Origin of the sequence: Microcoleus sp. B5-D4, assembly GCF_036705145.1 — a bacterium.
In the GTDB taxonomy this organism is placed as follows: Bacteria; Cyanobacteriota; Cyanobacteriia; order Cyanobacteriales; family Microcoleaceae; genus Microcoleus.
The window spans coordinates 25,275-49,697 of sequence record NZ_JAUBTV010000045.1 but is presented as its reverse complement, the minus strand read 5'-3'; the positions used below and the strand labels follow the sequence as shown (position 1 = coordinate 49,697).

At 47.0% G+C, this 24,423-nt stretch carries 17 protein-coding genes and 1 tRNA gene; 4 read left to right on the top strand and 14 right to left on the bottom strand.

The genetic code is table 11. The annotated features are described in order from the left end of the window. Positions 1 to 405: 405 nt before the first annotated feature. From QUB10_RS20425 to QUB10_RS20410, 4 genes are all read right to left on the bottom strand, one after another. Positions 406 to 1,986: a glycosyltransferase gene (locus tag QUB10_RS20425; RefSeq protein ID WP_333205027.1), complete on the bottom strand. Its 1,581-nt coding sequence runs from the start codon at positions 1,984 to 1,986 to the stop codon at positions 406 to 408. Between the two features lie 121 nt (positions 1,987 to 2,107). Then, the gene (gene xylB, locus QUB10_RS20420; RefSeq protein ID WP_333205025.1) at positions 2,108 to 3,550 is read right to left on the bottom strand and encodes a xylulokinase; all 1,443 of its coding nucleotides are present in this window, start codon (positions 3,548 to 3,550) and stop codon (positions 2,108 to 2,110) included. A gap of 21 nt (positions 3,551 to 3,571) precedes the next feature. Beyond that, the gene (locus QUB10_RS20415) at positions 3,572 to 8,758 is read right to left on the bottom strand and encodes a PAS domain S-box protein (RefSeq protein ID WP_333205023.1); all 5,187 of its coding nucleotides are present in this window, start codon (positions 8,756 to 8,758) and stop codon (positions 3,572 to 3,574) included. 397 nt (positions 8,759 to 9,155) lie between these two features. Further along, complete coding sequence (locus QUB10_RS20410; RefSeq protein WP_333205021.1) at positions 9,156 to 10,652, bottom strand: mannitol dehydrogenase family protein; 1,497 nt, start codon at positions 10,650 to 10,652, stop codon at positions 9,156 to 9,158. A gap of 312 nt (positions 10,653 to 10,964) precedes the next feature. Here QUB10_RS20410 and QUB10_RS20405 point away from each other — a divergent pair, with 312 nt between their 5' ends. Further along, a complete protein-coding gene (locus QUB10_RS20405; protein ID WP_333205019.1) occupies positions 10,965 to 12,254 on the top strand; it encodes an NAD(P)/FAD-dependent oxidoreductase in 1,290 nt (429 codons plus the stop codon). Between the two features lie 68 nt (positions 12,255 to 12,322). On the opposite strand, the gene QUB10_RS20400 is transcribed toward QUB10_RS20405, so the two are convergent. The 3 genes from QUB10_RS20400 to QUB10_RS20390 form a co-directional block, all read right to left on the bottom strand. Continuing rightward, positions 12,323 to 13,042, bottom strand: a complete 720-nt coding sequence (locus QUB10_RS20400) for an HAD family phosphatase (protein ID WP_333205017.1) — start codon at positions 13,040 to 13,042, stop codon at positions 12,323 to 12,325. Between the two features lie 4 nt (positions 13,043 to 13,046). Continuing rightward, complete coding sequence (locus tag QUB10_RS20395) at positions 13,047 to 14,552, bottom strand: mannitol dehydrogenase family protein (RefSeq protein ID WP_333205015.1); 1,506 nt, start codon at positions 14,550 to 14,552, stop codon at positions 13,047 to 13,049. Between the two features lie 1,008 nt (positions 14,553 to 15,560). Further along, complete coding sequence (locus tag QUB10_RS20390; RefSeq protein ID WP_333205013.1) at positions 15,561 to 15,722, bottom strand: hypothetical protein; 162 nt, start codon at positions 15,720 to 15,722, stop codon at positions 15,561 to 15,563. Positions 15,723 to 16,214: 492 nt separating this feature from the next. On the opposite strand from QUB10_RS20390, the gene QUB10_RS20385 reads away from it, so the two are divergent. Next, on the top strand, positions 16,215 to 17,792 hold the full coding sequence (locus QUB10_RS20385) for a reverse transcriptase domain-containing protein (RefSeq protein WP_333205011.1): 1,578 nt from the start codon (positions 16,215 to 16,217) through the stop codon (positions 17,790 to 17,792). A 272-nt stretch (positions 17,793 to 18,064) separates the two neighbouring features. Here the strand turns inward: QUB10_RS20385 and QUB10_RS20380 are convergent, their stop codons facing one another. From QUB10_RS20380 to QUB10_RS20350, 7 genes are all read right to left on the bottom strand, one after another. After that, positions 18,065 to 18,826 (bottom strand): DUF72 domain-containing protein, encoded by a 762-nt coding sequence (locus QUB10_RS20380; RefSeq protein WP_333205009.1) that lies wholly within the window; start codon positions 18,824 to 18,826, stop codon positions 18,065 to 18,067. 88 nt (positions 18,827 to 18,914) lie between these two features. Then, a complete protein-coding gene (locus QUB10_RS20375; RefSeq protein ID WP_333205007.1) occupies positions 18,915 to 19,292 on the bottom strand; it encodes a hypothetical protein in 378 nt (125 codons plus the stop codon). Between the two features lie 174 nt (positions 19,293 to 19,466). Continuing rightward, positions 19,467 to 20,546, bottom strand: a complete 1,080-nt coding sequence (gene ygfZ, locus QUB10_RS20370; protein WP_333205005.1) for a CAF17-like 4Fe-4S cluster assembly/insertion protein YgfZ — start codon at positions 20,544 to 20,546, stop codon at positions 19,467 to 19,469. Continuing rightward, positions 20,543 to 20,698 (bottom strand): hypothetical protein, encoded by a 156-nt coding sequence (locus QUB10_RS20365; protein ID WP_333205004.1) that lies wholly within the window; start codon positions 20,696 to 20,698, stop codon positions 20,543 to 20,545. The genes ygfZ and QUB10_RS20365 overlap by 4 nt, the downstream gene beginning before the upstream one ends. Positions 20,699 to 20,753: 55 nt before the next feature. Further along, the gene (locus QUB10_RS20360) at positions 20,754 to 21,137 is read right to left on the bottom strand and encodes a hypothetical protein (RefSeq protein ID WP_333205002.1); all 384 of its coding nucleotides are present in this window, start codon (positions 21,135 to 21,137) and stop codon (positions 20,754 to 20,756) included. Positions 21,138 to 21,283: 146 nt separating this feature from the next. Then, a complete protein-coding gene (locus QUB10_RS20355) occupies positions 21,284 to 22,471 on the bottom strand; it encodes a transposase (RefSeq protein ID WP_333205000.1) in 1,188 nt (395 codons plus the stop codon). A gap of 211 nt (positions 22,472 to 22,682) precedes the next feature. Then, positions 22,683 to 22,754, bottom strand: a tRNA-Val gene (locus tag QUB10_RS20350). Positions 22,755 to 22,826: 72 nt separating this feature from the next. Here QUB10_RS20350 and QUB10_RS20345 point away from each other — a divergent pair. Further along, on the top strand, positions 22,827 to 23,417 hold the full coding sequence (locus tag QUB10_RS20345) for a metal-binding protein (protein WP_333204998.1): 591 nt from the start codon (positions 22,827 to 22,829) through the stop codon (positions 23,415 to 23,417). A 6-nt stretch (positions 23,418 to 23,423) separates the two neighbouring features. After that, positions 23,424 to 24,251 carry a nucleoside triphosphate pyrophosphohydrolase gene (gene mazG / locus QUB10_RS20340; RefSeq protein WP_333204997.1) on the top strand — a complete coding sequence of 276 codons (828 nt, stop codon included), beginning with the start codon at positions 23,424 to 23,426 and terminating at the stop codon, positions 24,249 to 24,251. Positions 24,252 to 24,423 lie beyond the last annotated feature (172 nt).

Genomic DNA, 24,423 nt, shown 5'->3' with positions numbered 1-24,423 from the left:
GTTGCCCCGAAACTACAAAAGCCTGATTTTCCGTAGGGGCAATCCTCCCGTGGTTGCCCCGAAACTACAAAAGCCTGGTTTTGCCTAGGGGCAATCCTCCCGTGGTTGCCCCGAAACTACAAAAGCCTGGTTTTCCGTAGGGGCAATCCCCCCGTGGTTGCCCCGAAACTACAAAAGCCTGATTTTCCGTAGGGGCAATCCTCCCGTGGTTGCCCCGAAACTACAAAAGCCTGATTTTCCGTAGGGGCAATCCGACCCCTACTCCCCGTGGTTGCCCCGAAACAGCCCTACGCTGTGACGGGAGAGTGTCAACTACCACAATTAATCCCAAGGCGCTTTTGTTGTGAATCGTTGAGTTGCTGGCGATGGAAGCTGTCCACCATTAACCAGTGGAGGCGGTCAATTCTATTTCTTTAGCCCAAGGTATTGCTGCCAAAATATAGTAGATGTCATCTCCTTTGAAGCAGTTTTCCATTTTTCACTTACGGATGACCATTCATTAATACCTTCAGCAGCAACTTTAAACCACCTAGTCAAAAGGTTAGTACCAGCTAATTTATCTACCTCATTTTGGTTATTATAGCTTTTACTAAGGTTTACAATGCTCATGTGAAAGGTTTCTGGATCAGAATTTTTGATAAAATCTGGCCCTTTTAGATAGTCTTCAAAAGCTTTTACAACCATCTCTACATGATTATAATCAAATTTTGCTAAAGCCTGAAGTATTACTTTTGTCAAATGCTCAACTGCAGCCATATATTCTGGAGAATAATGGATGGAATAAGCTATTAAATCATTGCGGATATAATAATAATTTTCCCAATTTACATTCTTGGCCGCGGCTGGTTGATGCCACACCGCCATTGATGGAAAAGCTACAATGTTATTGCCCAACTCTTTTATTCTTAAACCAAACTCTACATCATCTATTTTGATAAATAAAGGCAGCGGTAATTGAGTTTGTTCAACAAGTTCCTTAGAAAAAGAGAAAAACCAAAATCCGCCATAGTCTACATCTTCTTCCTTGAGCAACCTGTTGAGAGAATTAGAATCTCGTAAATCGATATTATAATTTAAAGCAATTAATGCCCCAGGCCCAAATCCTCTAGTTTTAGAATAGGCGTTGTACGATGCTCCTGCTTCATACAAGATATGCTTTTTCTGTAAATTTAGCAGTCCACCCGCTACAGCAAAATCAGAATTGGCGTATTCATACAAAGGAAATAATTTATAAATACATTCACTTTCTAACTCTATATCATCATCCATAAGCAAAAAGTGAGAATATTTTTTTTCCTCTAAAGCTTCCACCAACCCTCTGGTAAAGCCCCCGCTTCCACCAGCATTTATATTAGGAACTAGCCTCAGTTTTGGCTTTCCAAAATCAGCTTCATCTAAAGTTCTACCATTATCAACAACGAATACTTTAAAGTCCTTGGTTTCTAGTAATTCATCTTGAAAAATTGCATTTAATGTATTTTGTATGAAGTCCTCTTTTTTAAAAGTGCAAATTACAATCCCCAAGGATGCTTCTCTAGTTTTACTTTGATCAGTTGCTATCCATGCCCCTTTAAATTCACCCTGTTCACTAGAACAAGTTATTTCAAAATATATTCTGCCCGCTTTTTTGCCTTGAAGGAGATTTATTGGTGAGAGTTTTACAGGATCAGAGAATTGACATTTCTCAAAGCTTTCTTCAGAAATTATTTCTTTGTTTTTTTGCCCATCAAATTCTCGGTAAACAGAAACCTTAAAATCGCCTTCAAGTTTCAGCAAGTAGTAGATAGAGCTAAGAGTTGTATATTGAGTATAATATCTCTCGTAAAACGAATTAAAGTAAGAATTTGAGGAGACAACACCACCCTGAGATAAAACAACTTTTTTGTCATCTTCCTGGTAGTTTATAGATGCAGATTCATTACACCGTATATATACATCCGAGGCCTCGGCTGATTTTGGTAGCTTAATTCCAGCTAATATATTCATGTAATATCTACCTCTTCTTGTAGTAAACTTAGTAATTTCATTTGGCTGCTCTTAAGCAGTCTTAGCTTAAGAATAATTTGTAGCTAGCTTCTAGCACGTCCTCCTTTAGGCATAACTGCTATCACATTTTTTTAAGTCGTGGATAAAGGGATTGATATCGAAACCAAGCCTCTTCTAGGATTGGATCAACTGATTGGGGAGTGGCAGCAAGCGTTGGTGCGGCTGTTAGTTTGAGCGTGTCATTAGCATCTGCGTATATGCCAATTCCTATACCCGCCAGTAGAGCAGCACCACGCGCAGAAGCCGCAGCAACTGTAGTTGCATAGAGGGGTATTCTCAATACATCGGTCAGTAATTGTTTCCAAGGCATTTCTGCAGTTCCACCGCCAGCTAAACGCAGTTCTGTCGCTTTAAAACCTGTTGCCTCAAGTGCCTCAAAACCTTGTCGCAAGGCAAAAGCAACTCCCTCTAAAGCTGCCCGCATCAAGTGCGCCTGTGTGTGATGAAGTCCCAGCCCCACCCATGCCCCACGTATATATGGATCAAGGTGTGGAGTTCGCTCACCCGTGAGGTAGGGCAAAAATGTCAACCCTTCACATCCTGGGGGAACAGAAAATGCTTTAGTATAGACTTCCTGCCAGCTTAAGCCGAGGATACCTCGCACCCACTCAAGCGCTAACCCGGCATTTTGCATTGCTGCAAGGGTGTACCACTGGTTAGGGAGGGCGGTTCGATAGAGATGGGTACGACCATGACGATCGATAATTGGTTGCGATCGAGGTGTAATGATTTGAGCGCCTGTGCCTATGGTTAGTTGAACCAAACCAGGCTCTAGTAGTCCGTTACCAAGTGCCGCCGCTGCCGTATCCGCCGCACCAGCAATAACGGGTAAGCCAACTCTTAAGCCAAGATGCTCTGAAGCAATAGTTGTTAGGTAGCCGGAGATCGCACTAGAGGGGATAATTTTTGGTAAGCAATCACCACGTAGATTCAGGGCTAAGATTGCATCCCCAGCCCAGTTATCCGACACAACATCGTAAAGCAAAGTACCGCTAGCATCAGATGGTTCCGTTGCGACTTCTCCTGTCATCCGTAACCGCAGCCAATCTTTGGGCTGGAGTGCCCAACGCGCTTCGGTGTAAACATTAGCCTCGTGTTCTCGTAGCCACAACAAAGTGGGGCCGGCCATTCCAGCCGTAATCGGGTTGCCCAAGCGCTCTAGAATAGCCGCATCGATCGAATGATAAGTGTTAAGCGTGGCACTAGAGCGAGTATCTGCCCAGAGGATAGCAGGGCGCAGGGGCTGACCAGACTCCGAAGCTAGGACAACACCGTGCATTTGCCCTGAAAGTCCGATCGCCTGTACTCGATCGGCATGATTTCCCACTGCCTTCCTAACAGCCGAGGCAACAGCTAACCACCAATCTTCTGGTTCCGACTCAGCCCATCCAGGTTGGGGTGCATGAACAGGATAGGATGTTGATGCTTCACCTATAGTGGTTCCGTCTGTCGCTAGGAGCAATGCCTTAGCAGAGCCTGTTCCTAAATCTATGCCAAGCAGCATGATAGCTAATCCTCAAATCATTTAGTGTCTCAGTAAACGGGCGATCGCTTTTACCAATTCATCAGGTTCAACAGGCTTGGAGATATGCATCTGAAATCCTGCTGCTAAGGCTTGCTGCTGATTGATTTCTCCAGCATAGGCAGTAAGTGCGATCGCAGGAATCGTGCCGCCCTGTTCAGGTGACCACTTTCTAATTTGCCGAATCAGGGCATAACCATCCATCTCTGGCATCCCAATGTCACATAACAGCAGATCGGGGACAGATTGATTTAGGAGAGTCAACGCCTGTGCACCGGAAGCGGCTGTCGTAACTTGTGCGCCAGATTGCATTAGGCTGAATGCTGCCAAATCCCGCATATCTGCATCGTCGTCCACAACCAAGACCTGAATACCTGCTAAGTCTGTCGCACTTTCTCGGTGCTTGTCATCAGAAGAGGGTTCCGCCTCTACGATGTTTAACGGTAGCTGGATGGTAAATGTAGCCCCTAAGTTCTGTCCTAAGCTGTCTGCTTGAACCGTTCCTCCATGCAGTTCGGTAAAATGACGGACGATCGCCAGCCCCAATCCCAATCCGCCAAATTGTCGAGTCGTTGTGCCATCTTCTTGACGGAAGTAGTCAAACACATGGGGTAAGAAGTCTCGACTGATGCCTTTTCCAGTATCTTTGACTTGAATCTGAGCATAGGTGCCAACTTGCTCTAGTTGCACCTCGATTCGTCCTCCGGCTGGGGTGAATTTCACAGCATTGGAAAGGAGGTTCCAGACTACCTGTTGGAGGCGATTCGTATCACCTGAAACCGTTCCTGAAATAGGATTAAACCTGGTCTGGATTTGAATGTGTTTGGCTTCGGCTGCCAGTCGTACCGTTTCCAGACCGGCTTCAATCGTTGCTGCTAGATTCACACTCGCGACGTTTAAGGTCATTTTTCCTTGCAGAATGCGCGAGACATCCAACAAGTCCTCAATTAATTGAGCTTGCAGCTTGGCGTTGCGTTCGATCGTTTCCAGGGCTTGCTGGGTTTTTGTGGCATCGAGTCGCCCACCTCGTAGCAATTTTGTCCAGCCCAGAATCGGATTGAGGGGCGATCGCAACTCGTGGGACAACACAGCCAAGAATTCGTCTTTAATTCGGTTAGCGGCTTCTGCTTTTGCGCGATCGCGTTGAGCCAATCGGTATAATTGAGCATTGTCGATCGCCAAGGAAGCACGACGCGCCAATTCCTCTGCCAGTTGCAAATCTGCTGAGGTATACCGTCGTCCAGATTCGGCACAGATAAAGGAAATGACCCCTAGAATTCGTGCCTGAGTCCTTAGTGGCACCGTCATTACAGAGCTGAATCCAACCTGCCGCAGCATCTCTAAATGCTCTGAATCACGCGCTGCCTGTACCAATAGTTCATCGGGAATATCCGGCACGAAATCAGATTGCCCAGTTCGCAAGGTGTATGCACCACCGCGAGGGTCATCCGGGTTCAGCGGATACTTGTCTCTAATCTGATATGCCCATTCCAGTTTAGCCTGGTCGATGTGAGCAACAGCAATCTGCTCGATCGCACCATCCTCTTCTATCATGTGAACCGTACACCAGTCAGCTAATTCCGGCACTGTAAGCTGCGCGACTCGCTCCAAAGTAGTTTGATAATCGAGTGAGGATGCCAGCACCGCACTTGCCTCAGAGAGAAAGCGTTGGGCAAGCTCTAACTGCACCCGTTCCGTCACATCTACCACATACACGAGAATGCCTTCGACCTGACCATTTGAGTTAACAGTTGGAAGATAGTAAACGTTGTAGTAACCGGGACGGCGATCGCAGCGTCCGGGAACATTCACCGCAAAATTCGGTGAAATGAAAGGATTCCCTGTGGCGTAAATCTGATGGAAGACTTCAACTAATTTTGGATCGGACTGACCAAAAATATCTGGAATTGAATAGCCTAAGTGTTGCTCGCGGGTTAATCCATTAATTTCTGCTAATGCTTCGTTAATAGCAATAAATCGCTGCTCGGAATCTAACAGAGCAAGTCCAATGGGTGATGTTTCAAAGATGGTTTCCAGTTGGCGCTGTGCGGCTTCGGCTTCGGATCGTGCGAGGCGCTCGCGTTCTAACAGTTGTTCTCGTTCTTGTTCTGCATACTTGCGCTGCGTCACATCCAGCACCAGCGATAGCACCGAAATCATCCGTCCCGATTCGTCCCTGAGACTGGAGTTATACCAGTCGCAATGCACAATGTTGCGATCTTTCGTGTAATTGCGGTTGTATGAAAAAATATGGGGTTCTTCACCATAGACCAGCCGTTGGCAGACTTCAGTCACCGATGCGAGGTCTTCCTCAAAGACAAAAGGTACCTCTGTTAAAGATTTGCCTAGAATTTCTTCGGCTTTCCAGCCCACAATGCGCTCTGCACCAGCAGACCACCGAATGATTTGAAAGTCTCGATTCCATTCAACGACTGCCATTGGAGAGTTTTCAACATGGAAGTTGAGCTTTTGTAGGGCTTGACGCAACGCCTCTTCTGCTTGCTTGCGTTCTGTGATATCAATGACAACTCCGATCGAGTGCTTGCGATTTCCCTGAGAATCATAAGTAAACTGTCCTCTGGCTTCAACCCAGTGAATCGAGCCATCAGGCCAACGCAGGCGATGTTCATGGTGATACTCCTTCTTCTCTGCTATGGCTTGCTGAAGTTTTGCATTGGTTTGTGCTAGGTCATCAGGATGAACCCGATTTGCCCAAACCTCATAGCAGGGTTCGGACTCATTGGGTTGCAGACCGAGTACCATGAAATGTCCTTCTGACCAAAGCAAGGCATCGGTCTGCATATCCCAGTCCCACGTTCCCATGCGTCCGACCTTCAGCGCCAGTTGCAGATGAGCTTCACTTTCTCGCAATTCCTCTTCTGCCCGCTCCCGCTCCACGGCTAGCCAGGTTTTTTCAGCAATTCGCTCCATCAGCACCACATCTTCCTCCGTCCAGTGGCGAACAGAGACATGGTGCAACACCAACAATGCGACAAATTTCCCCTCTTTCACCAATGGAACACATAGCAGAGACTTGGTTTGGATTGCGTCAAAGGCAGCCGCCCCCGATCCGGCAGTCCGAGGATCGCGATCGACATCATCCACGACAATTGTTCTGCCCTGCTTTAATTCAGCAATGAGTTCTGGGCCAAACGAATCTAGGTGATGTCTACCCACCACGCTGATTACACCATTGCAATAATCGCGATCGACAATGACATATTCCTGCGTTGGATCAATTTCGCCGTAGGTACAGCGAGTGACACTAAAGTGTTGCCCTGTAGCACAAACCACCCGCCACATAATTTCCTTCGAGTCTTGAATGGCACGAATCCCCTCATTCAATTCGATTAGGAATTGTTGAATTTCTTCTTTCTGCTGGAGGTTCTTGAGCAGTTGTTCAATTTGTTGCCTTGCCCGCACCTGGGCTGTCACTTCAACGTTATAAATCAACACGCCTTGAATGGTTCCCTCTGCATCCCGCCAAGGCGGACAGATGCAGTTGAAAAATCCCTCTTCCAACACACCATCACCGTTTTTATCCCAGTAAGCAGGCGATTCATTCCGAATAAATGTTTCTCCCGTCCGGTAAACGCGCTCAATGACATCAAAGTAAATTTGCCCCTCTAGTTCCGGGAAAACATCCCGCATTGATTTCCCGATCATGTCTGGAGTGCGCCCAGCCCCTTGCTGATAGGTGGGATTGGCAAATTCATACACAAGATCGGGACCTTTAACAATTCCTATCATGGCCGGCAATTGCATCAGGATGTCATGCAACCGCTTGCGTTCGCTTTCTGCTGACCGTCGGGCAGATTGTTCTCGTTTTAAAAGGCGATCGCGCTCTGCTTCGATCTGTTTGCGTTCTGTGATGTCAACCGAAACGCCAACCATGCGAACTCCTCGCCCCGTTGCATCCAGATAGACTTGTCCCTGACTGTTGAGCCAGCGCACAACTCCGTCCCGACTAATTACCCGGTACTCCTGCACATAGGACTGTTGTCCAGCAATTGCCCCTTGAGCCGCTTGGATCACCCGTTGTCGATCGTCTGGATGAATGAGCGCAAAAAAGCCTTCTCCTGTGCCTTCATGAAAACCCCAAACGTCTAGAGCATTAGCAGAACACACTACCTGATTGGTCGGCAAATCCATATCCCAGACCACCATCTGAGCCGCCGTTAATGCCAATTGCAGGCGTTCTTGGCTCTCTCGTAATGACTGTTCAACTTGTTTGTAATCCGTCAAGTCTTGGAAGATAACAACGGCTGCAACAATCTGCCCCTGCTTATCTAAAATCGGTGCTGAGTTGGCGTTAATGAAAATGCGGCTACCATCATTTCGATCAATTTCCATCTCCTCGTTTGTAACGACCTCACCTGTTTTTAGCGATCGCGCTAAGGGCATATCTTCATGGGCATAGGGCTGACCATTAGAACGAAGTGGAATGTATGAAACGACGGGATCATACTCGTTAAGCTTAAGCGATTGTTCGTAGCCATATCCAACAATCTGCTTAGCTTGTTCGTTCGCCAGAACCAACTTACCAGATGCTGCATCGGCAATCATTACACCCGCAGGCATTTGTCGTAAAACGGCTTCAAATCGGGCGCGTTCAATTTCCAGCTCGTGCAATAACCGTTCTCGTTCTGCCTCTGCTTGCTTGCGTTCTGTAATATCGCGAAAATAAACTGCTACTCCTGCCGTCGAGGGATAGGCCTTCGCCTCTATCCAACGCTGGACAGATTCCCCAAATTCTTCCCAGGAAACAGGAACCTGTTCCGTCATTGCCCGATGGAGTTCTCGATAGGGAATTGCACCAACCAGCTCAGGAAAAACCTCATTCCAAACGTGCTTTCCCAGTAGCTCTTCTGGTGTTTTGTGCAGGATTTGAGCCGCCGCCCGATTCACGTAAGTGTAGCGCCAGTCGCGATCGAAGGCGACAAAAGCATCCGTAATGCTTTCCAGAATTGTTGCCACATTGCCCTCCGTTTCTTGGACAGGGAACAACTGTTCGCCTTCAAGAGTAAGAGTGCGGGCAAAGCGTTCAATGACTTCAGAGCGAGAAATTCCTCGCCTGTGAGCCTCTTTATCGAGCGATCGCCATGCTGTATTAGTCAGAGATACGCTCACTCGTTGTTTCGTCTCCGAGTTCCAATTGCTAACAAACTTGCCTGTGGCGTCGCGCTTCATGAAGATTCATCCGTCTGCATACACGGTCTTCTCCATTGAACCTGAGTTACTCACTGAGGAGAATCAGCCTTAAGATAGATGCTTTGGCCAGAGGGAAGATAGGCAAGAATGACATCAATAAATATTGCGCTGTATTGGCGGCTGAATTTCCCTTTGCACTCGTAGACATAGAGCTGGGCTAGACGCGAGAATCCCACGGCTTTAAGGATCGCGAATTAAATAATTTACACTCTTGAAAGTGGGGAGTATGGGTTGGGCGGGACGCCCGCCCTTTCTGGACGGGCGGGACGCCCATCCCACAAGAACCATCACGCATTGTAAGTTATTTAATTCTCATTCCTAACGTAGTGCAGCCGTAGCAGTGTCAAATAAGTTTCCTTACCGAGGCGGATGCTGCCTACAACAATCGGGCTAGCGTTCCTTTAGCACCAAACTCATGCAAACTACGCAACTGGTCACCAACAGCCTCAACGAAACGTGGCGACTGTACTAAATCTCCAAAAATTTCAGATAGGCCCAGTAATGGTCTGGGATCTAATTCACTCAAACTGGCGCGTTGAGTGAGGATGTCTGCTAATGGGTCATCAATGGGAATAGGTTGCCCTTGTTCATCATGACTATTGATGTATCGACACCAAGCAGCGATCGTCAAACTTAGGTAATCGATCGCACCTCCAAGTTCTAATTTATCGCGGATCGAACCCAAAACAAACTTAGGAATTTTGGCCGATCCATTCAGGCACAGGCGTGGAAGCTGATCGCGAATTTTGGGATTGGAAAACCGTTCAATTAAAGTCTTTTTATAATCGTCTAAATCAATCCCAGGAACGGGTTGAAGCGTTGGTGTCACCTCATCCATCAGGTTAGCGACTGCTTGCACAAATAAGGGATCAGCCATGACTTCATAAACGTAGTTATAACCTGCCAGAGAGCCGAGATAGCCTATCAGCATATGGCTGGCATTAAGCAGCCGAATTTTCATCATTTCATAGGGATGAACATCCTTAGTCATCTGTACGCCAAGGGATTCCCAATCGGGTCTGCCTGCACAAAAGGTATCTTCGATTACCCACTGGGTGAAAGGTTCCGCGACGCATGGAAACGCATCATCAATACCAAACTGTTGGGCCACCATTTGGATATCTGCTGGGGTTGTCAGCGGAGTAATGCGATCGACCATGCAGTTGGGAAACGCAACGTGTTCAGCAATCCAACTTCCTAAATCCCGATCGCGCATTTGGGCAAATGTTGTTAGCATTTTCCGCACCATGTTGCCGTTGCCCTGGATATTGTCGCAGGATAAGACTGTAAAGGGTGCCAACCCCTGTTGACGCCGCTTGGAGAGTGCGGCTGTCAAAAAACCGTATGTCCCAATTGGTTGGTCAGGATGTTGCAAATCGTGCTGCATCGTCGGGTGGTTGACATCGAAATTGCCACTTCCTTCAATGTAGTAGTAGCCGCTTTCAGTGATCGTTAGAGTAACAATTCGGCATTGGGGATCTGCTAATGCTTCAATAACTGCTTGACGATTGTCTGGTGCAAATAGATATCGAGTAATTGAACCAATGATCCGAGCGCGATCGCCTTCTAGCGATCGCTCAACTAAGGTATACAAACAATCTTGGGGTTGAAGGGCATCCCGTATTCGCCTGTCATAGTCATTGTCAAGCAATCCAACCCCACAGATTCCCCAGTCACTACCAGGATTCTGATGGAAATAATCATCGAGATAGAGTGCTTGGTGCGATCGATGAAATCCACCAACCCCAATATGCACAATTCCATTAGTAATTTGATGGCGATCGTACTTGGGTACGCGAACGTTTCCAGGTAAAAGAGACAGGGATGCTTGATTCAGCTTGATTGTTGAGTCTGTGCTGGTATTGCTGTTCATCTTAATGTATGACCTTGTGATGACGGCTGATTATCAGTATGGCAGGATGGTTGAAAAAGGTGGACTCTATTTTGGCGGATCTGCATGGCAAGTCGATCGCAAAACCGATCGCCGATGAAGTTGTCGCCCAAGCTATTCTTGAGAAGATCTAACTTTTCAGGGGTTGCCGATCGCAGATGAAAAGACAACCCAGACCCCCACTTCTTTGTTGAAACCCTGATTGCCCTGAATCAATGTGATTCAGAAGTCGGGGTTCTGGGGGGAAGCATAATAAAGTTGGGTACATCAACTCATCCTATTCAGTAAACCCCTATGGTTCAAAACGTTGTGATCATTGGATCGGGTCCGGCTGGACTGCTACTGGCACATTATTTATGGCGTCGGGGCAACTACCATATTGATATCTATGAACGTCGTCCCGATCCTCGGTTGACTGATGTTTCTGGAAACCGCACATTTCCGCTCTCGCTTCAGGAACGAGGCAGAAAAGCCATTCGAGCCATTGCTGGCTTAGAGGAGGCGATCGCCGCTCAAAGTGTGTTCTGTCACGGGACGATTATTTATCGGAAAAAGGGCAAAGCCCGACGGATTCCTCGCGAAAATCCGGTTCTCACAATCGATCGCAATCGCCTCGTGACGATTCTGTTGAAGCAATTAACCGAAACCTCTAGTCCGAATCAGGTTAAAGTACATTTCAACTGTGAATGTACGGCTGTGGATGCAACGGCTAAAACCGTAAGGTTGAAACCTTCAGAAGGAGATAGCTTTACCGTTCACTACGATCTACTGGTGGGTGCTGATGGGGCGCGATCGCAAATTCGAGACTATTTAGTCGAGAATGCAGGCTTGCCGTGTTCCCAAAGCTATGTTCCAGATGCCTATAAATCTGTGTTTTTAAGTCGGCTCAATCCGACTGCTGGAGTGGAGTTAGAACGGAATAAAATCCATGCCTGGAATTTGAATAATAAAACCCGGATGCTGATGGTACCCCAGCTAGGAGATCAGTTGAATGGCGTGATTATTTTTGATGCACAGACTAATCCCCTAGAAGGATTATCCACGAAAGAAGAAATCAAGGCATTTTTTGAGGAAAATTTCCCGCTGTTTGGTCAGTTGATGTCGTGGGAAGAAGCGGAAGCGTTGTTGAAGCGTCCAGTGGCAAAGGTGCTAACGGTACGCTGCGATCGCTTTCATGAGGGCGATAGTGTGTTGCTGATTGGCGATGCTGCTCATGCGGTGTCTCCCTCGATTGGGCAGGGGTGTAATTCTTCGTTAGAAGATGTGCTGATTTTGGGACAATTGTTGGACCAGTATGGGGATGATTGGGGGAAGGTTTTGCCGCAGTTTTCACAGCAGCGAGTCCCGGATGCCCATGCCTTGCAAGAGTTATCAAATTATTCGTTTCCTCGCACGAAGTTGTTGGTGGTTGAGTTTTTCTTGCGGTTGACGATAGGAAGGCTATTCCATCGATGGTTTCCCCGTTTAGTTAAGCCGTCTGTGTTTGATTTGGTGTTAGATACGGACTTGTCTTATTCGCAGGTGTTGAGTCTGAGCCAAGGTTGGATTCATAAGGTGAAGCGTTCGATGGCCCAGAATTCTTGATATTCAGCAACGCCATTTTTCACTATCCTAACTAAGGGCATCAAGCGATCGCCTGATGCCCCCTGTCCTTACACTGGGATTGCTGATAATAGCCCGATCAGATCGTGCATCCGCTCGATAACTTGGTGGGCACCAGCCGACTCAAGAGCATCTGCACGGCTGCTTCGTTCATCCTCGCTGATATGAGTTCCCCCTACATAACCGATAATCTGCCCAATTCCAGCGGCAACGGCAGCCCTTATCCCACTGATAGAATCTTCAATTGCCACGCAATCGGAAACTTGTGCGTCCAGACATTTCACTGCATATAGGTAGATGTCAGGAAGTGGCTTGGGACGCGGAACCGGGAGAGAGTCGTGAGCGCTAAATACCTGCTCGCTTGGGAAATAGTCGGTCAGGGCAGCAGCACAAAGGCAAGCACTCAGCCGCTGTAAGCTGCTGTTACTTACTAGCGCATATTCAAATCCGTCGTCGCGCAGGGAAGACAGCACTTGGGGCGTTCCTTCCGTCGCTTTTGCCTCTATAGTAAGCCGTTCGATCGCTCTCTTTTCTTCTTCAGCGACTAGCCTGTCAATATCCCGCTCATTAAGACTGGTTAATGAGTCTGGGTAAATCTTTTTGAGTATTTCCCTGTAGGGTTTCCCGGCGAAGCTTTTAACAAAGTCCTCAAGCTCATAGTGTTGAGCGCCACGGAACTCACGAGCCACTTCATTTGTCAGCCTCCACGCGCTCTCAAGTGCGATGATTTCACTATCAACGACAGTTCCGTCATGATCGAAAAGCACCACCAAATCATGCTGAAACGGTTTCATTCAAAAGACCTCCCTCACTGTAATTTTTAAGCGTAGTCAATAGTCCTTGGGTCTGGAGATCTCGCAAAGCTTGGAGGCATTCATTATCTACGAGCTCTGTCTGTTCGCAATTCTCCAATCCCAGAATCCCGCTAATTAGTGCGCCTTCTTGAATCGCTGTAATTGCGCTTTGGGTATCCTTGGCATGATAGGGCTGACCAGACTCGCTCGCCTCCTCTCTGACTGCAAGAAGCCACGCTGCAACAGGAAGTATAATCCGCTTCATGCTGACTTTTCGGCTATAAGCATCCTCAAGTATCGGAAATATATACTTGCCTACTTTCCTCGCTGTTTCTGAAGAGATTCTCTCAGTAGTATCGGGAAGATCCTCGTTACTTAGCCTTAGTAACACCTGCTCCCTATATTGTTCGCACATCTGGCGAGGCACTGGTGTTGCTGCTGTGATATCGTCCATGAGATGCCGAGTAAACAACTGGAATTCCGGTAGGGCGATCGCCTCGTGCATATACTCTATACCTGCTCTTACAGCTAAGCAGGCTATGAAGGAGTGTACTGCATTCAAGAATCTGGACTTCATATACAGAAAGGGAGTGATGTCGCTAGTCATAATCACCCCCGTATCTTCCCACTTGGGGCGATCGCCTGTGAATTTGTCTTCCACGACAAACTGCCAAAATGGTTCGGTTACAATGGGTGCGCGATCGCGAACTTGCAACAGTCGGCTGGGGTAGTTATAGTCGGATTCCTGTTCTTGAGGCACAATCCTGTCTACCACTGAATTAGGGAACGTGGCGTTATCCCTGATGTATTCTGCAAGTTGAGGATCGATCTCTTCAGCGTAAGCTAGCACTGCTTTTCGCAGGATCTCCCCATTTCTTGGGAGGTTGTCGCAAGAAAGTGTGGTGAAGGGGGTCATTTTGCGATCGCGTCGTCGCCGCAGCGCCTCTACGATAAAGCCAATTGCAGTAGTTGGAGTGGAAGGATTTTGCAAATCGTGTGCGATGTCTTCATTCGTTGTGTCGAGATTAAAACTCTTGTCTAGATGGTAGCCTCCTTGAGTAATAGTAAGAGTCACCAGATGCACAGAGGGAGACGCCATCTTTTCAAGCACATACTCGCACTTTTCTCTACCATTAACTATTTCCCTAATAGAACCTATAACTTCCGCTTCCTCACGATTTTTAGCGCAACTAGAGTGTTTGGTCAAAGTGTAAAGAAATCTCTGCGGTTTCAGCCTAGTAATGGTCTCTTGACTCTTAAGGCTAACCCCACAAATCCCCCATCTCTGCTCTTGGGAATCCTTCTGTGCAAGATAGTTATGTATAATGTAGGCAAGATGCCCCCTAAAAAAACGACCTGGCCCGAAATGGACGATACCAGTCTTAAGCGCCCTCCTGTCGTAAAGAGACTGTTGCCTCCACAAACCAGTTACAATACCGAAGCGAGAACTTGAAGAAACACTGGGCGGTCTGAGTAAGTTAACCATGAGACTTCTTAAATAAGTTTGATAAGGTAAAATGAAAATTGGTCAGTCTGGGTATACCCAATGACCTACAAGCAACACAAATGTCTCAAACTGCGAAAATTTCTGGTATCCTTTGTGCCATCTACAAAGAAGCGTATTACCACATGGTAATTAGGGTGTGACAGATAGAGCAGAGAAAGAAAAAATCAGGTAAACCTAATTAAGAATCAAAGCTCAATTGGTCATTAACCTGAAGTAAGGCACAAGGGTACGCGACCTACTGCAACTTTGTTCAACTTTGGCCGGTGCGTAAGCCGAATGTATGTCCTATAAGGGGCAAATAGAGTGCTTTTAATTCTGGCTTGAGATTCCCCAATAACTCTGTAGGCGTTGATGTTATTTCCCTTGGTCGCTGCTATCCTCCGTATTCAGGAGAATCTACAAACAATTCTTTAGAGGTACTTATAACACCAGGGTAATTAGGGTCTGACAGGTAGAACAGAGAAAGAAGAAATCAGGTAAACTTAATTAAGTATCAAATATCAAGCAGTCATTAGCCTGAAGTAAGGCACAAGAGTACGCCACATACTGCCACTTTGTTTAGCTTGGACAAGTGGGTAAGTCGAATGTCTTTCCTACAAGGCGCAAATAGACTGCTTTTAAATTATGCCTTTAGATTACCTAATAACTCTGTACACTTTGTATGTTATTTGCCTAGGTCGCTGCTATCATCTGTCTTCAGGAGAATATACACATAATTCTTTAGAGGGACTTATAACCACAATCAAGTGTATATTTGGCTAGAAGCAGTTAAGTTAGAGTTTGGCGTTGGTGTAGCAAGCGTCCAAAAAACAACGCTTGCGTGGAAAAGTCCTGTCTGTAGCGGATGGCTGATACAGCATTGCAAGGCGGTTTCAGTCTGTCTATAAATTTTTAAAGTTTCTTCACTCATTCTCTAAAATTGGAATTACGACTCGACTAATTGAGGAACGGATAGCCGAAGTGCAGCGGGATGTGAGAGTCCATTACTCAGAGGTTGCCATCAACTTGCTGGGATTGTGGGAACAGCGAGGGAATGTGGAACTGTACTTCAAACACCGCTACAAAGTGTTTAATGATCGCATCGAGAAACTGACGGAGTATTTCGGTGCGATTCGTTGAAACGTGAATCACGGTAATCAGTCCGTACATAGCGTTTCCAGCCACAAGGCTGAACTCTCGGTCTGATAAGGGTGCAAGCCCCTTCTACCAGACTCAGGTATGACTCCCTATCTGCCCACACCGACCAAGCTCGATTCTTGGAGAGTGAAGCTGGGAACAGGACGCAATCAGACATCCAATGTGGGGTGACACTGGCGTTAATGGGGAGTTCCGATGGTGAAAACAGAGCCTAGAAAAGTAACTTACTCCGGAGCGGGACACAGACCAACCACCCGACTCCACTGGAAATTATTCCCGCCGAATATCGAAATAATATCGGCAAGAGTCCAGGGAATCCAGTAGTTAAAATGGCTCCACCTAAAGGAACAATCAATCTAACCGAGGGAACGAAGAAAAACGAGCTGAGGGTCAAGGGGAAGTCGAACTCCAAGTAGGCTAGACGAGCAGCGGAACTCCCTTAGTTCGGGTAGGACAGACCGTAATTGGTCTGAGGTGTTCAGAAAACATAAGTTAGAGCAGAGCATGATTAGACACAACAGCAATGTTAGTGAATCTTGGAAGACGTTACCGTGGAAGAAATTCCGCCGTAATTTATTTCGCCTACAAAAACGAGTGTTTAAAGCGATTCAGGTTGGAGACAAGCCGAAAGCGAAGTCCCTTCAAAAGCTAATTCTGAAATCTCGGGCTGCAAGAATGTTGGCGATACGTCAAGTAACTCAACTAAATGCTGGCAAAAAGACTGCGGGAATCGATGGAAAAGCCTCACTCACATTTGAGGAAAGGTTTGCCCTGAGTGAAGAAGTCAGAGCCAAAAGTAACAACTGGAAACATCAGAAGTTACGTTCAATACCAATCCCTAAAAAGGATGGGAGTACCCGCCTCCTTAAGATACCGACTATCGCCGATAGAGCTTGGCAATGCCTCGCAAAATACGCGCTAGAGCCAGCGCACGAAGCAACTTTCCACGCTAGGAGTTATGGATTTAGAACAGGAAGGTCGGCGCATGACGCGCAAAAAATTCTGTTCAACAATCTACGCTCTTGTTGCAACGGAATAGAAAAACGAGTTATCGAGCTCGATATCGAAAAATGCTTCGACAGGATAAACCACACCAGCATAATGGAACGACTCATCGCCCCAAGAGGCATCAAGACCGGAATATTCCGCTGTCTAAAAGCAGGAGTCAATCCAGGATTTCCAGAACAAGGAACCCCACAAGGGGGTGTGGTTAGTCCATTATTAGCCAATATTGCTCTCAATGGGATTGAGGAAATACATCAATCAGTCCGTTACGCGGATGACATGGTAATAATTCTGAAACCTAAAGATGATGCGGAGGCAATACTTGATAAAGTCAGCAAATTTCTGGCAGAACGAGGCATGAAGGTTAGTGAAAAGAAAACCAAGCTAACTGCTACGACAGATGGATTTGACTTCCTCGGTTGGCATTTCAAAGTGCAAAACAACGGGAAATTTAGATGCGTTCCATCAGCGGACAATTTTAAAGCGTTTCGTCAGAAGGTAAAACACATCGTCAACAACTCGAATTATGGAGCCACGGTCAAAGCTAAGAAATTAGCCCCTGTAGTTAGAGGTTGGAGAAACTACCATCGCTACTGTAAGTTAAATGGGTCACGGTTCTCGCTGTGGTTCCTCGACAATAGAGCCTTCAAGGTATTTAACAAGGAATCAAAACAGAACCGCTATACTGCCAGGAAACTGGTAGAAAAGGCGTTCCCGGCGGTTCCTCACTCCGAAAACAAATTTATCAATGTCAAAGGAGAGAAATCCCCCTACGACGGAGATATAGCCTACTGGAGTGAGCGTAACAGCAAGCTCTATGACGGTAACACCTCTAAAGCTTTAAAACGGCAAAACCATAAATGTGGAAAATGTGGCTTAAAAATGCTAGGCGATGAAAAGGTGCATCTACATCATGTAGACAGTAACCATAGTAATTGGAAAATAAACAACCTTCTAGCGGTTCACGAAAGCTGCCACGATTATCTCCACATGAGCAAAGGCAAAAGCCAAGAACATCGGGAGCTGGGTGCGGTGAAAGTCGCACGCCCAGATCTAACTGAGAGGGGCGGGGAATAATATCCCCCCTCGACTCAATCTGTTTCCTTTCGGTCAAGCGCACCCTACGGGATTTGTTTGAAATGGAAGCAAAAGTGCGATCGTGATGTTGAGTTGAATGCGATCGGCTTGTGCTGGGTGATATTGAGTTGGATGTGCGCGTTCGGGGTGAGTGCGATCGTCAAACAATAACCTAGACGAACGCCACCTGCGATTTCTAATTCAGCTTCAGGGAACTGCGAAGCGTTTTTGAATGCGCCCAAAAGAATGGAAACAGTCTCAATTAGATTCTGTCAGGAACTACCATTCTCCACAAAAGTTTTTAGCTTTGAAGCGTTCCTCACTGCATTTCCCTCTCCGTCGTTGTTGAAGTAGACGAACACGCTTCGCCCCTGACTTTCCCACTCGTGGATGCGATCGGCCCACCAATGCAAATCATCATCCGAGTAGGAGCCGCCGTAGAGATTGTTGGGGTCGGGGCCGTGAAGGCGCACATAGACGAATGAACCCGTTGCGCGCAGGATACACGGAAGGTGGGCGCCGCTCATCACACAGTAAGCCGCTCCTGAGCGTTCTAGCAGCGAAAATACCTCTGCTGTGTGCCAGCTTGGATGTCGGAATTCGACAGCTACTTTGATCCAGGAGGGCATCTGTTCTAGAAAGTAGGCTAGGCGGGCCAAATCGCAGCCGAACTGGGGAGGAAGCTGGACGAGCAGAATACCCAATCGTGAACCCAGGCATTGAAGTCCCTCACTCATGCGTTCCAACCACTTTTCTGGGGAGTAAAGACGCTTGGAGTGCGTTAGACCACGGGGCGCTTTTACGGTCATCAGAAATCCTTGGGGGAGGCGCTCTCGCCAGTTAGCGAAGGTAGTGTTTGGTGGCCAGCGGTAGTAGGTGCTATTAACTTCGACGGTTTGATAGTGCTGGATGTAGCGATCGAGCCTAGAGCGAGGCGGTAGCTGGTGGGGATAAAGCACACCTTCCCAATGGTCGTAACTCCAACCTGAAGTGCCAATATGAACAATCACATCCGGGTTCGTTATCGCTTCCATGATTCGGCTTGAAATCGCTACTACACAATCTTTCGTCCCAGCAGAGAGGGACTAAGAATTTTATATTTGAAAACTGGATGCGATTGAATTAGTTGGCTCGATCGCTGCTGCCTCGCTCTGCCGCTTTTTCTACTGCTTCCTGTCCCGGCGTAACTGCTTCGCCCACGTTATCTTTTACCGATTCTATAAATTTTTTGGTACTGGGGGCAATGGGTTGGTCGAGATTCAGCTTTTCTCGGATATTGTCAAGTACACCCGTGGCATCCTTCTCTGTATCGCTTGTTGGCTGCCGAGCGGGACGGGCAACTTCGTAAGACTTAGCTTCAGGGGTTAAATGTGTAGCGATCGCTTGCATTTTGTGACCCGTAACTTCCAATTCGGAGCTAAAAATCAGCGCTATTCCTACAGCCAAGATTATTCCTACTCGCAGGCAATTTGTAACTAAGCGCGATGTAAACTTTTTCATTGAAAAACTCTGTTTTTTCTGTGACGACTGTTATACAGAATAATTGCTGTTGTTTGTTGGCAAATCTATCTAAAGATAGGACTTGGTGTCAATTTATGGTGTTAGCATCATTGCCAAATCAACCTCAACAAAAAAGTTTTTGGCGCTGCGGCCTCAACAGCCTACCGATCGCAACTACGAACTCAAGAAAGGTACATTTACTACTTCCCCTGACACCGATCCGACTTGCACTTTCAGTCCTTCGCCGCCGGCTTTTGTTCGGATGTAAGCCAGACCAAAAAAGCCGGATTCAGTTTCCGTAAAACTGGTGAGTTTGCCGACTTTTTCCTCTCCGATTGTGACTGCTGTTCCGGGTTCAACCGCACCGCTCAACTGCACGCCCCAAAGTTGCTGTTTGACTCCTTTGTAGGTGTTCAACCGGGCAATTGTTTCTTGACCGATGTAGCAGCCTTTGTCATAGGTAATCGTGTGTAAAAGGCGGGCTTCTAGGGGGTTGTAATCGTCTGTGAGTTCAAAATCGGGGGCGGGGCGTCCTTGTTCGATTCGCAGTTGTTCCCAAACTCGATCGCCCATCGGTACGGCCCCAGCTTTGACTAATTCCTGCCACAAGTTAGCTGCATCGCTTGCTGGCGCAATTAACGTGTATCCGGGAGTTGCTAAACCGCTACCCACCGCAACTCGAACCCCCCCTTCATCCCCCCCTTGGTAAGGGGGGGAAAGAGGCGGGATTTTTATCAATTTGTGAGTAGCGTAAGGTTGATTTTCGAGCTCGGTAACTCCCATTTTTTCTAATAGTTGAGTGCTTTCCGGGCCGAGGAAACTGAAAGCAACAGTTGTATCGGTTAAATCTGTTAACTCGACGCGATCCATTGGGAAAATATAGCGATCGAGCAATTCCAGTAGTTGGCGGCGGCGGTTGGCTGAGACTAGCAGCAGTACGGCATCTTCTGTAGCGTAAGCGGTGGCGAGGTCGATCGTCCGGGCGGTGGAAGTCACGAAAACGGTGTCGCAACCTTGACCGGGTTTGAGTATATTAAAGTTATTGGTACTTTGATTGTGCAAGAACCGCAGGCGATCGCTGTCTGAGATTTGAATGCGTCCCCAGTGAGTGCGATCGTACAAAGCCACACCTTGTTTAGTTGCTGCGATCGCTTCTGCGTCGTTACCAAAACTGACTGGCACAATTTCTTTGGTTGTTAACTCTGCAAAAGTAGCACCTGTCGCTGCTTGAATGTCGTGCAATTGCTGAATCATAAGATTTTGTTGACTGTTAATTGTTGACTGATGACTGTTAATTGTTGGCTGTTGACTGTTCGCTGTTGGCTGTTGACTGTTAATTGTTGGCTGTTGACTGTTAATTGTTGGCTGTTGACTGTTCGCTGTTGGCTGTTGGCTGGAAAGCTCACCACTGTCAACTGTCAACTGACAACTGTCAACTGTCAACTGACAACTGACAACTGACTATTTGCCCAAATTAGCGAATATTTCTTGGATTAATTGGCTGGCTTTAGCATCAAGCCGATTCCAATCTACATCGCCAGTCTCATCATCAATCAAGCTAGTATCAATTACAACTTCTTGGCTTTGGATTTGACTGTGGGCGGGCTGGTAGTTGACAAAGCAGACTCGATAGCAAAGTTCCCAAATATCGACACATCTCTGCTCGCCTTGAAGCTCTAAAATTAGTTGATAGCCCGGAATGGGAATCTGCACTTCTTGATAAGTACCCGTCCAAACTGACTCCTCTAATTGTTTGCGGATGTTATCGAGCACTCGGATCATCGCTGGCTGCATGAGCAGTTCAGCTTGCTGCCACGCGATCGGGCTAGTTATTTTAGGCTTCATATACAGGGTTCTAAAAAAGAAAATCAATAAATTAATTTTCTAGCATGGGGTGCCAACTTTTGAGACATCCGCCACAGAATGTTAAATTTAGTCTTGACAACTCCCTGTCCTCTTATGAGCAGGGATTCTTGGTTCATTGGGACTACTCATGTAGCTTGCCCTCCCCAAAATTCACGCTCGTTTTGCCCAACCGCTGTATATCCACGCTGCAATACTACTTGCGCGGCTGCAACATCTCGATTTGTTTCATAGCCACAGGTTTGACATTTATGCACTCGTTGGGATAACTCTTTTTTACCTGTATGGGTTTGACATAATGGGCAGGTTTGACTTGTTCCGTTGGGGTCTACTTTTGCGAAGTATGCACCTCGCTTAAAGCAAACATGGCTCAATATATTCAGGAACTGACCAAACCCTGCATCAAGCGTGTGCTTGCTCAGCCTTCCGGCTGACATTGCTTTGAGGTTCAAATCCTCAGCAAATACTGTGTGGGCTGCGTTGCATAAATGATGAGCGGTCTTGAAATGAAAGTATGAGCGACTGTTCGAGATGTATTCGTGGTGCAAGGCTATTTGGTGATGAATTTGACGAAACTTTCTAGAGCCTTTTTTCTTACGCTTGAGTTGACGTTGCAGCAATTTCAGCTTGCGTTGTCCATCCACAAAGAATCGAGGTCTATCAATCAATTCACCATCAGAAGTTGCCAAAAAATGTTTTAACCCTAAATCAATCCCTAATCCATGTCCTGAAGGTGAGGCTTGAGGTACTTTGATATCACATTGCAAAGTGAGCATGACATAGTAGCCAGAAGCCCTCTTAATAACACGAATTTGCTTGACATCAAACCCTTGAGGAATTGGACGCGACAGGTGCATTTTAACTAACCCAATCTTGGGTAGGTTGACCCAATCGGCACCATCAAACCGTTTAACGGATTCTAGATTCAATTGAGGAAACACAAATGAGCGCATCCGCTTTTTGAATCTAGGAAAACCGTGTCCTCGTTCCCACATCGCCACAAACGCTGCCTCTAATTGGCGCAACGCCTGTTGCAAGACATGGGTGTGAGGCAGTTTCAACTCAGGAATTAACTTCTTTGCTTGGGCCAATGATTTGCATTGGCCTGCAAAGGTTGGACGCGGTGCCTCAGCAGGGATAATGTATTCCTGCTTAATGCTGCACGAGTTGATATCACACTTACGAGAATTAACCCAATCTTTTCGTTCTCGCAATGCAAAGTTATAGACCTTGCGGCAAATATTGAGCCACTGGTCGAAAGTTTGGCGTTGCGTATCGGTAGGAATGAGCTTGTACTCGTAGGTGAGATTTAACATAAAACAATTGTAGAGCAAGTCTGAACAAACAGCACTGCATTTATTCAAAATCCTCTTCGGAGAAATTCAGAACCAAAAGTCCCCCTAAAAGGGGGAGGCTTGTATCCCATTGTTTTCTGTCACCCAATTCAACAGTCAACCCTCAACAGCAACAGCCGTTCTCGGCTTGACGGCTAAAAACGGCTGAAACTGTTGATATTGAGTTATCGGATGGGTAATGTAGGATTTGAACCTACGGCATCCTGCGTGTAAAGCAGGCGCTCTACCACTGAGCTAATCACCCAATTGCACTCACCGGGATTTATCATATCACAGTAACTCAGAAAGATCAAGTAAAAAAAATCCTAAACTTTAAATGCCCTCTGGCCGCACCCACGATCAAATAACCCTGTGGAGTTTGCCCGCTGTGGCAGCCTTCACCTTTGGCCAGACGAGCAGCAGCAACCTGACTTTGCTCGTTTCCGGCAGTTTCTTATTCGGCGGGCTGATGTTTGGCCCCGACTTGGATATCTACTCCTGCCAGTATCAGCGCTGGGGATGGTTCAAAGCGATTTGGCTCCCGTACCAAAAAAGCCTGCGCCACCGCTCTTTTTTGTCCCACGGCCCTCTGATCGGCACTGCTTTGCGAATCTTGTACCTTGCTATCTGGATCGCGGTTCTCGGAATCGTGGGATTGGCAATTGCCGAAAAAGTCGGAAACTTCGGCTGGAATTGGCAGGATGTGGTTTTGAGTTACGGGCGATCGATCTGGGAACACCACATCGAAATTTTAGCCGTTTACATCGGTCTAGAATTGGGCGCGATGAGCCACTATCTGAGCGATTGGGGCGGCTCGGCTTACAAAAGATTCAAAAAGAAAGGATTGAGCGGGTTGCGCCCTACTGGGACAATTAAGAGGCGCAAACGCCAACCTCCCCGCCGCACTTCCAGCAAATCTAAAAGGTAAATTATTATGTCTAATTCTGAAAGTCGATCGCTCACAGCACTCCAAGAACTTATAGAAGTTGTGGCTAAATTGCGATCACCCGACGGCGGATGTCCTTGGGATTTAGCTCAAACTCCCCAAACTCTAATTCCTCACATCATCGAAGAAGCTTATGAAACCGCCGACGCGATTCGCAAAGGAGATAAAGATGCGATCGTCGAAGAATTGGGCGACTTACTGTTACAGGTAATTCTGCAAGCTCAAATTGCCAGCGAATCCAATCAGTTTACCTTCGCCGAAATAGCTGCGGGCATTACAGAAAAACTAATTCGGCGACATCCCCACGTCTTCGGCGATGTCGAACTCAACAGCGTGGATGAAGTCAACGAAAACTGGGAAAAAATCAAAGCAGCAGAAAAAGGCACAACTGCGGAAAAGCCGCCAACTTTAGCCTCGAAAATGAGCCGTTATGCCAGCACTTTGCCGCCGATTGCCGCCGGGATGAAAATCTCTCAAAAAGCTGCGGAAGTGAGTTTTGATTGGGACAGTGTAGAGGGCGTTTGGGATAAATTTCACGAGGAAATGGCAGAATTTGAACACGCTCTCAAACACGAGGATAAAGCAGCGCAGCAGTCGGAATTGGGAGATATTATGTTTGTGTTGATTCAATTAGCTCGCTGGTACGATTTAGATCCGTCGGCTGCTTTGCAAGGAACAAACGATCGCTTTGTGCAGCGGTTTGCGAAGGTAGAGGCTGCGTGCGATCGACCTTTGTCAGATTATGCCCCAGAAGAGTTAGAATCTCTGTGGCAGCAAGCTAAAGCTTTAATTGCTAAACAAAAGGGCGATCGGTAATAACTCACTCCCGATCGCTATTGTTAAGAACAGGCAAGATGCCTGTTCCACAACAACTCAATATTTTGCTTGTGGGGTGGGCACGCGAGCCCGCACTATTGTTAAGAACAGGCAAGATGCCTGTTCCACAACAACTCAATATTTTGCTTGTGGGGTGGGCACGCGAGCCCGC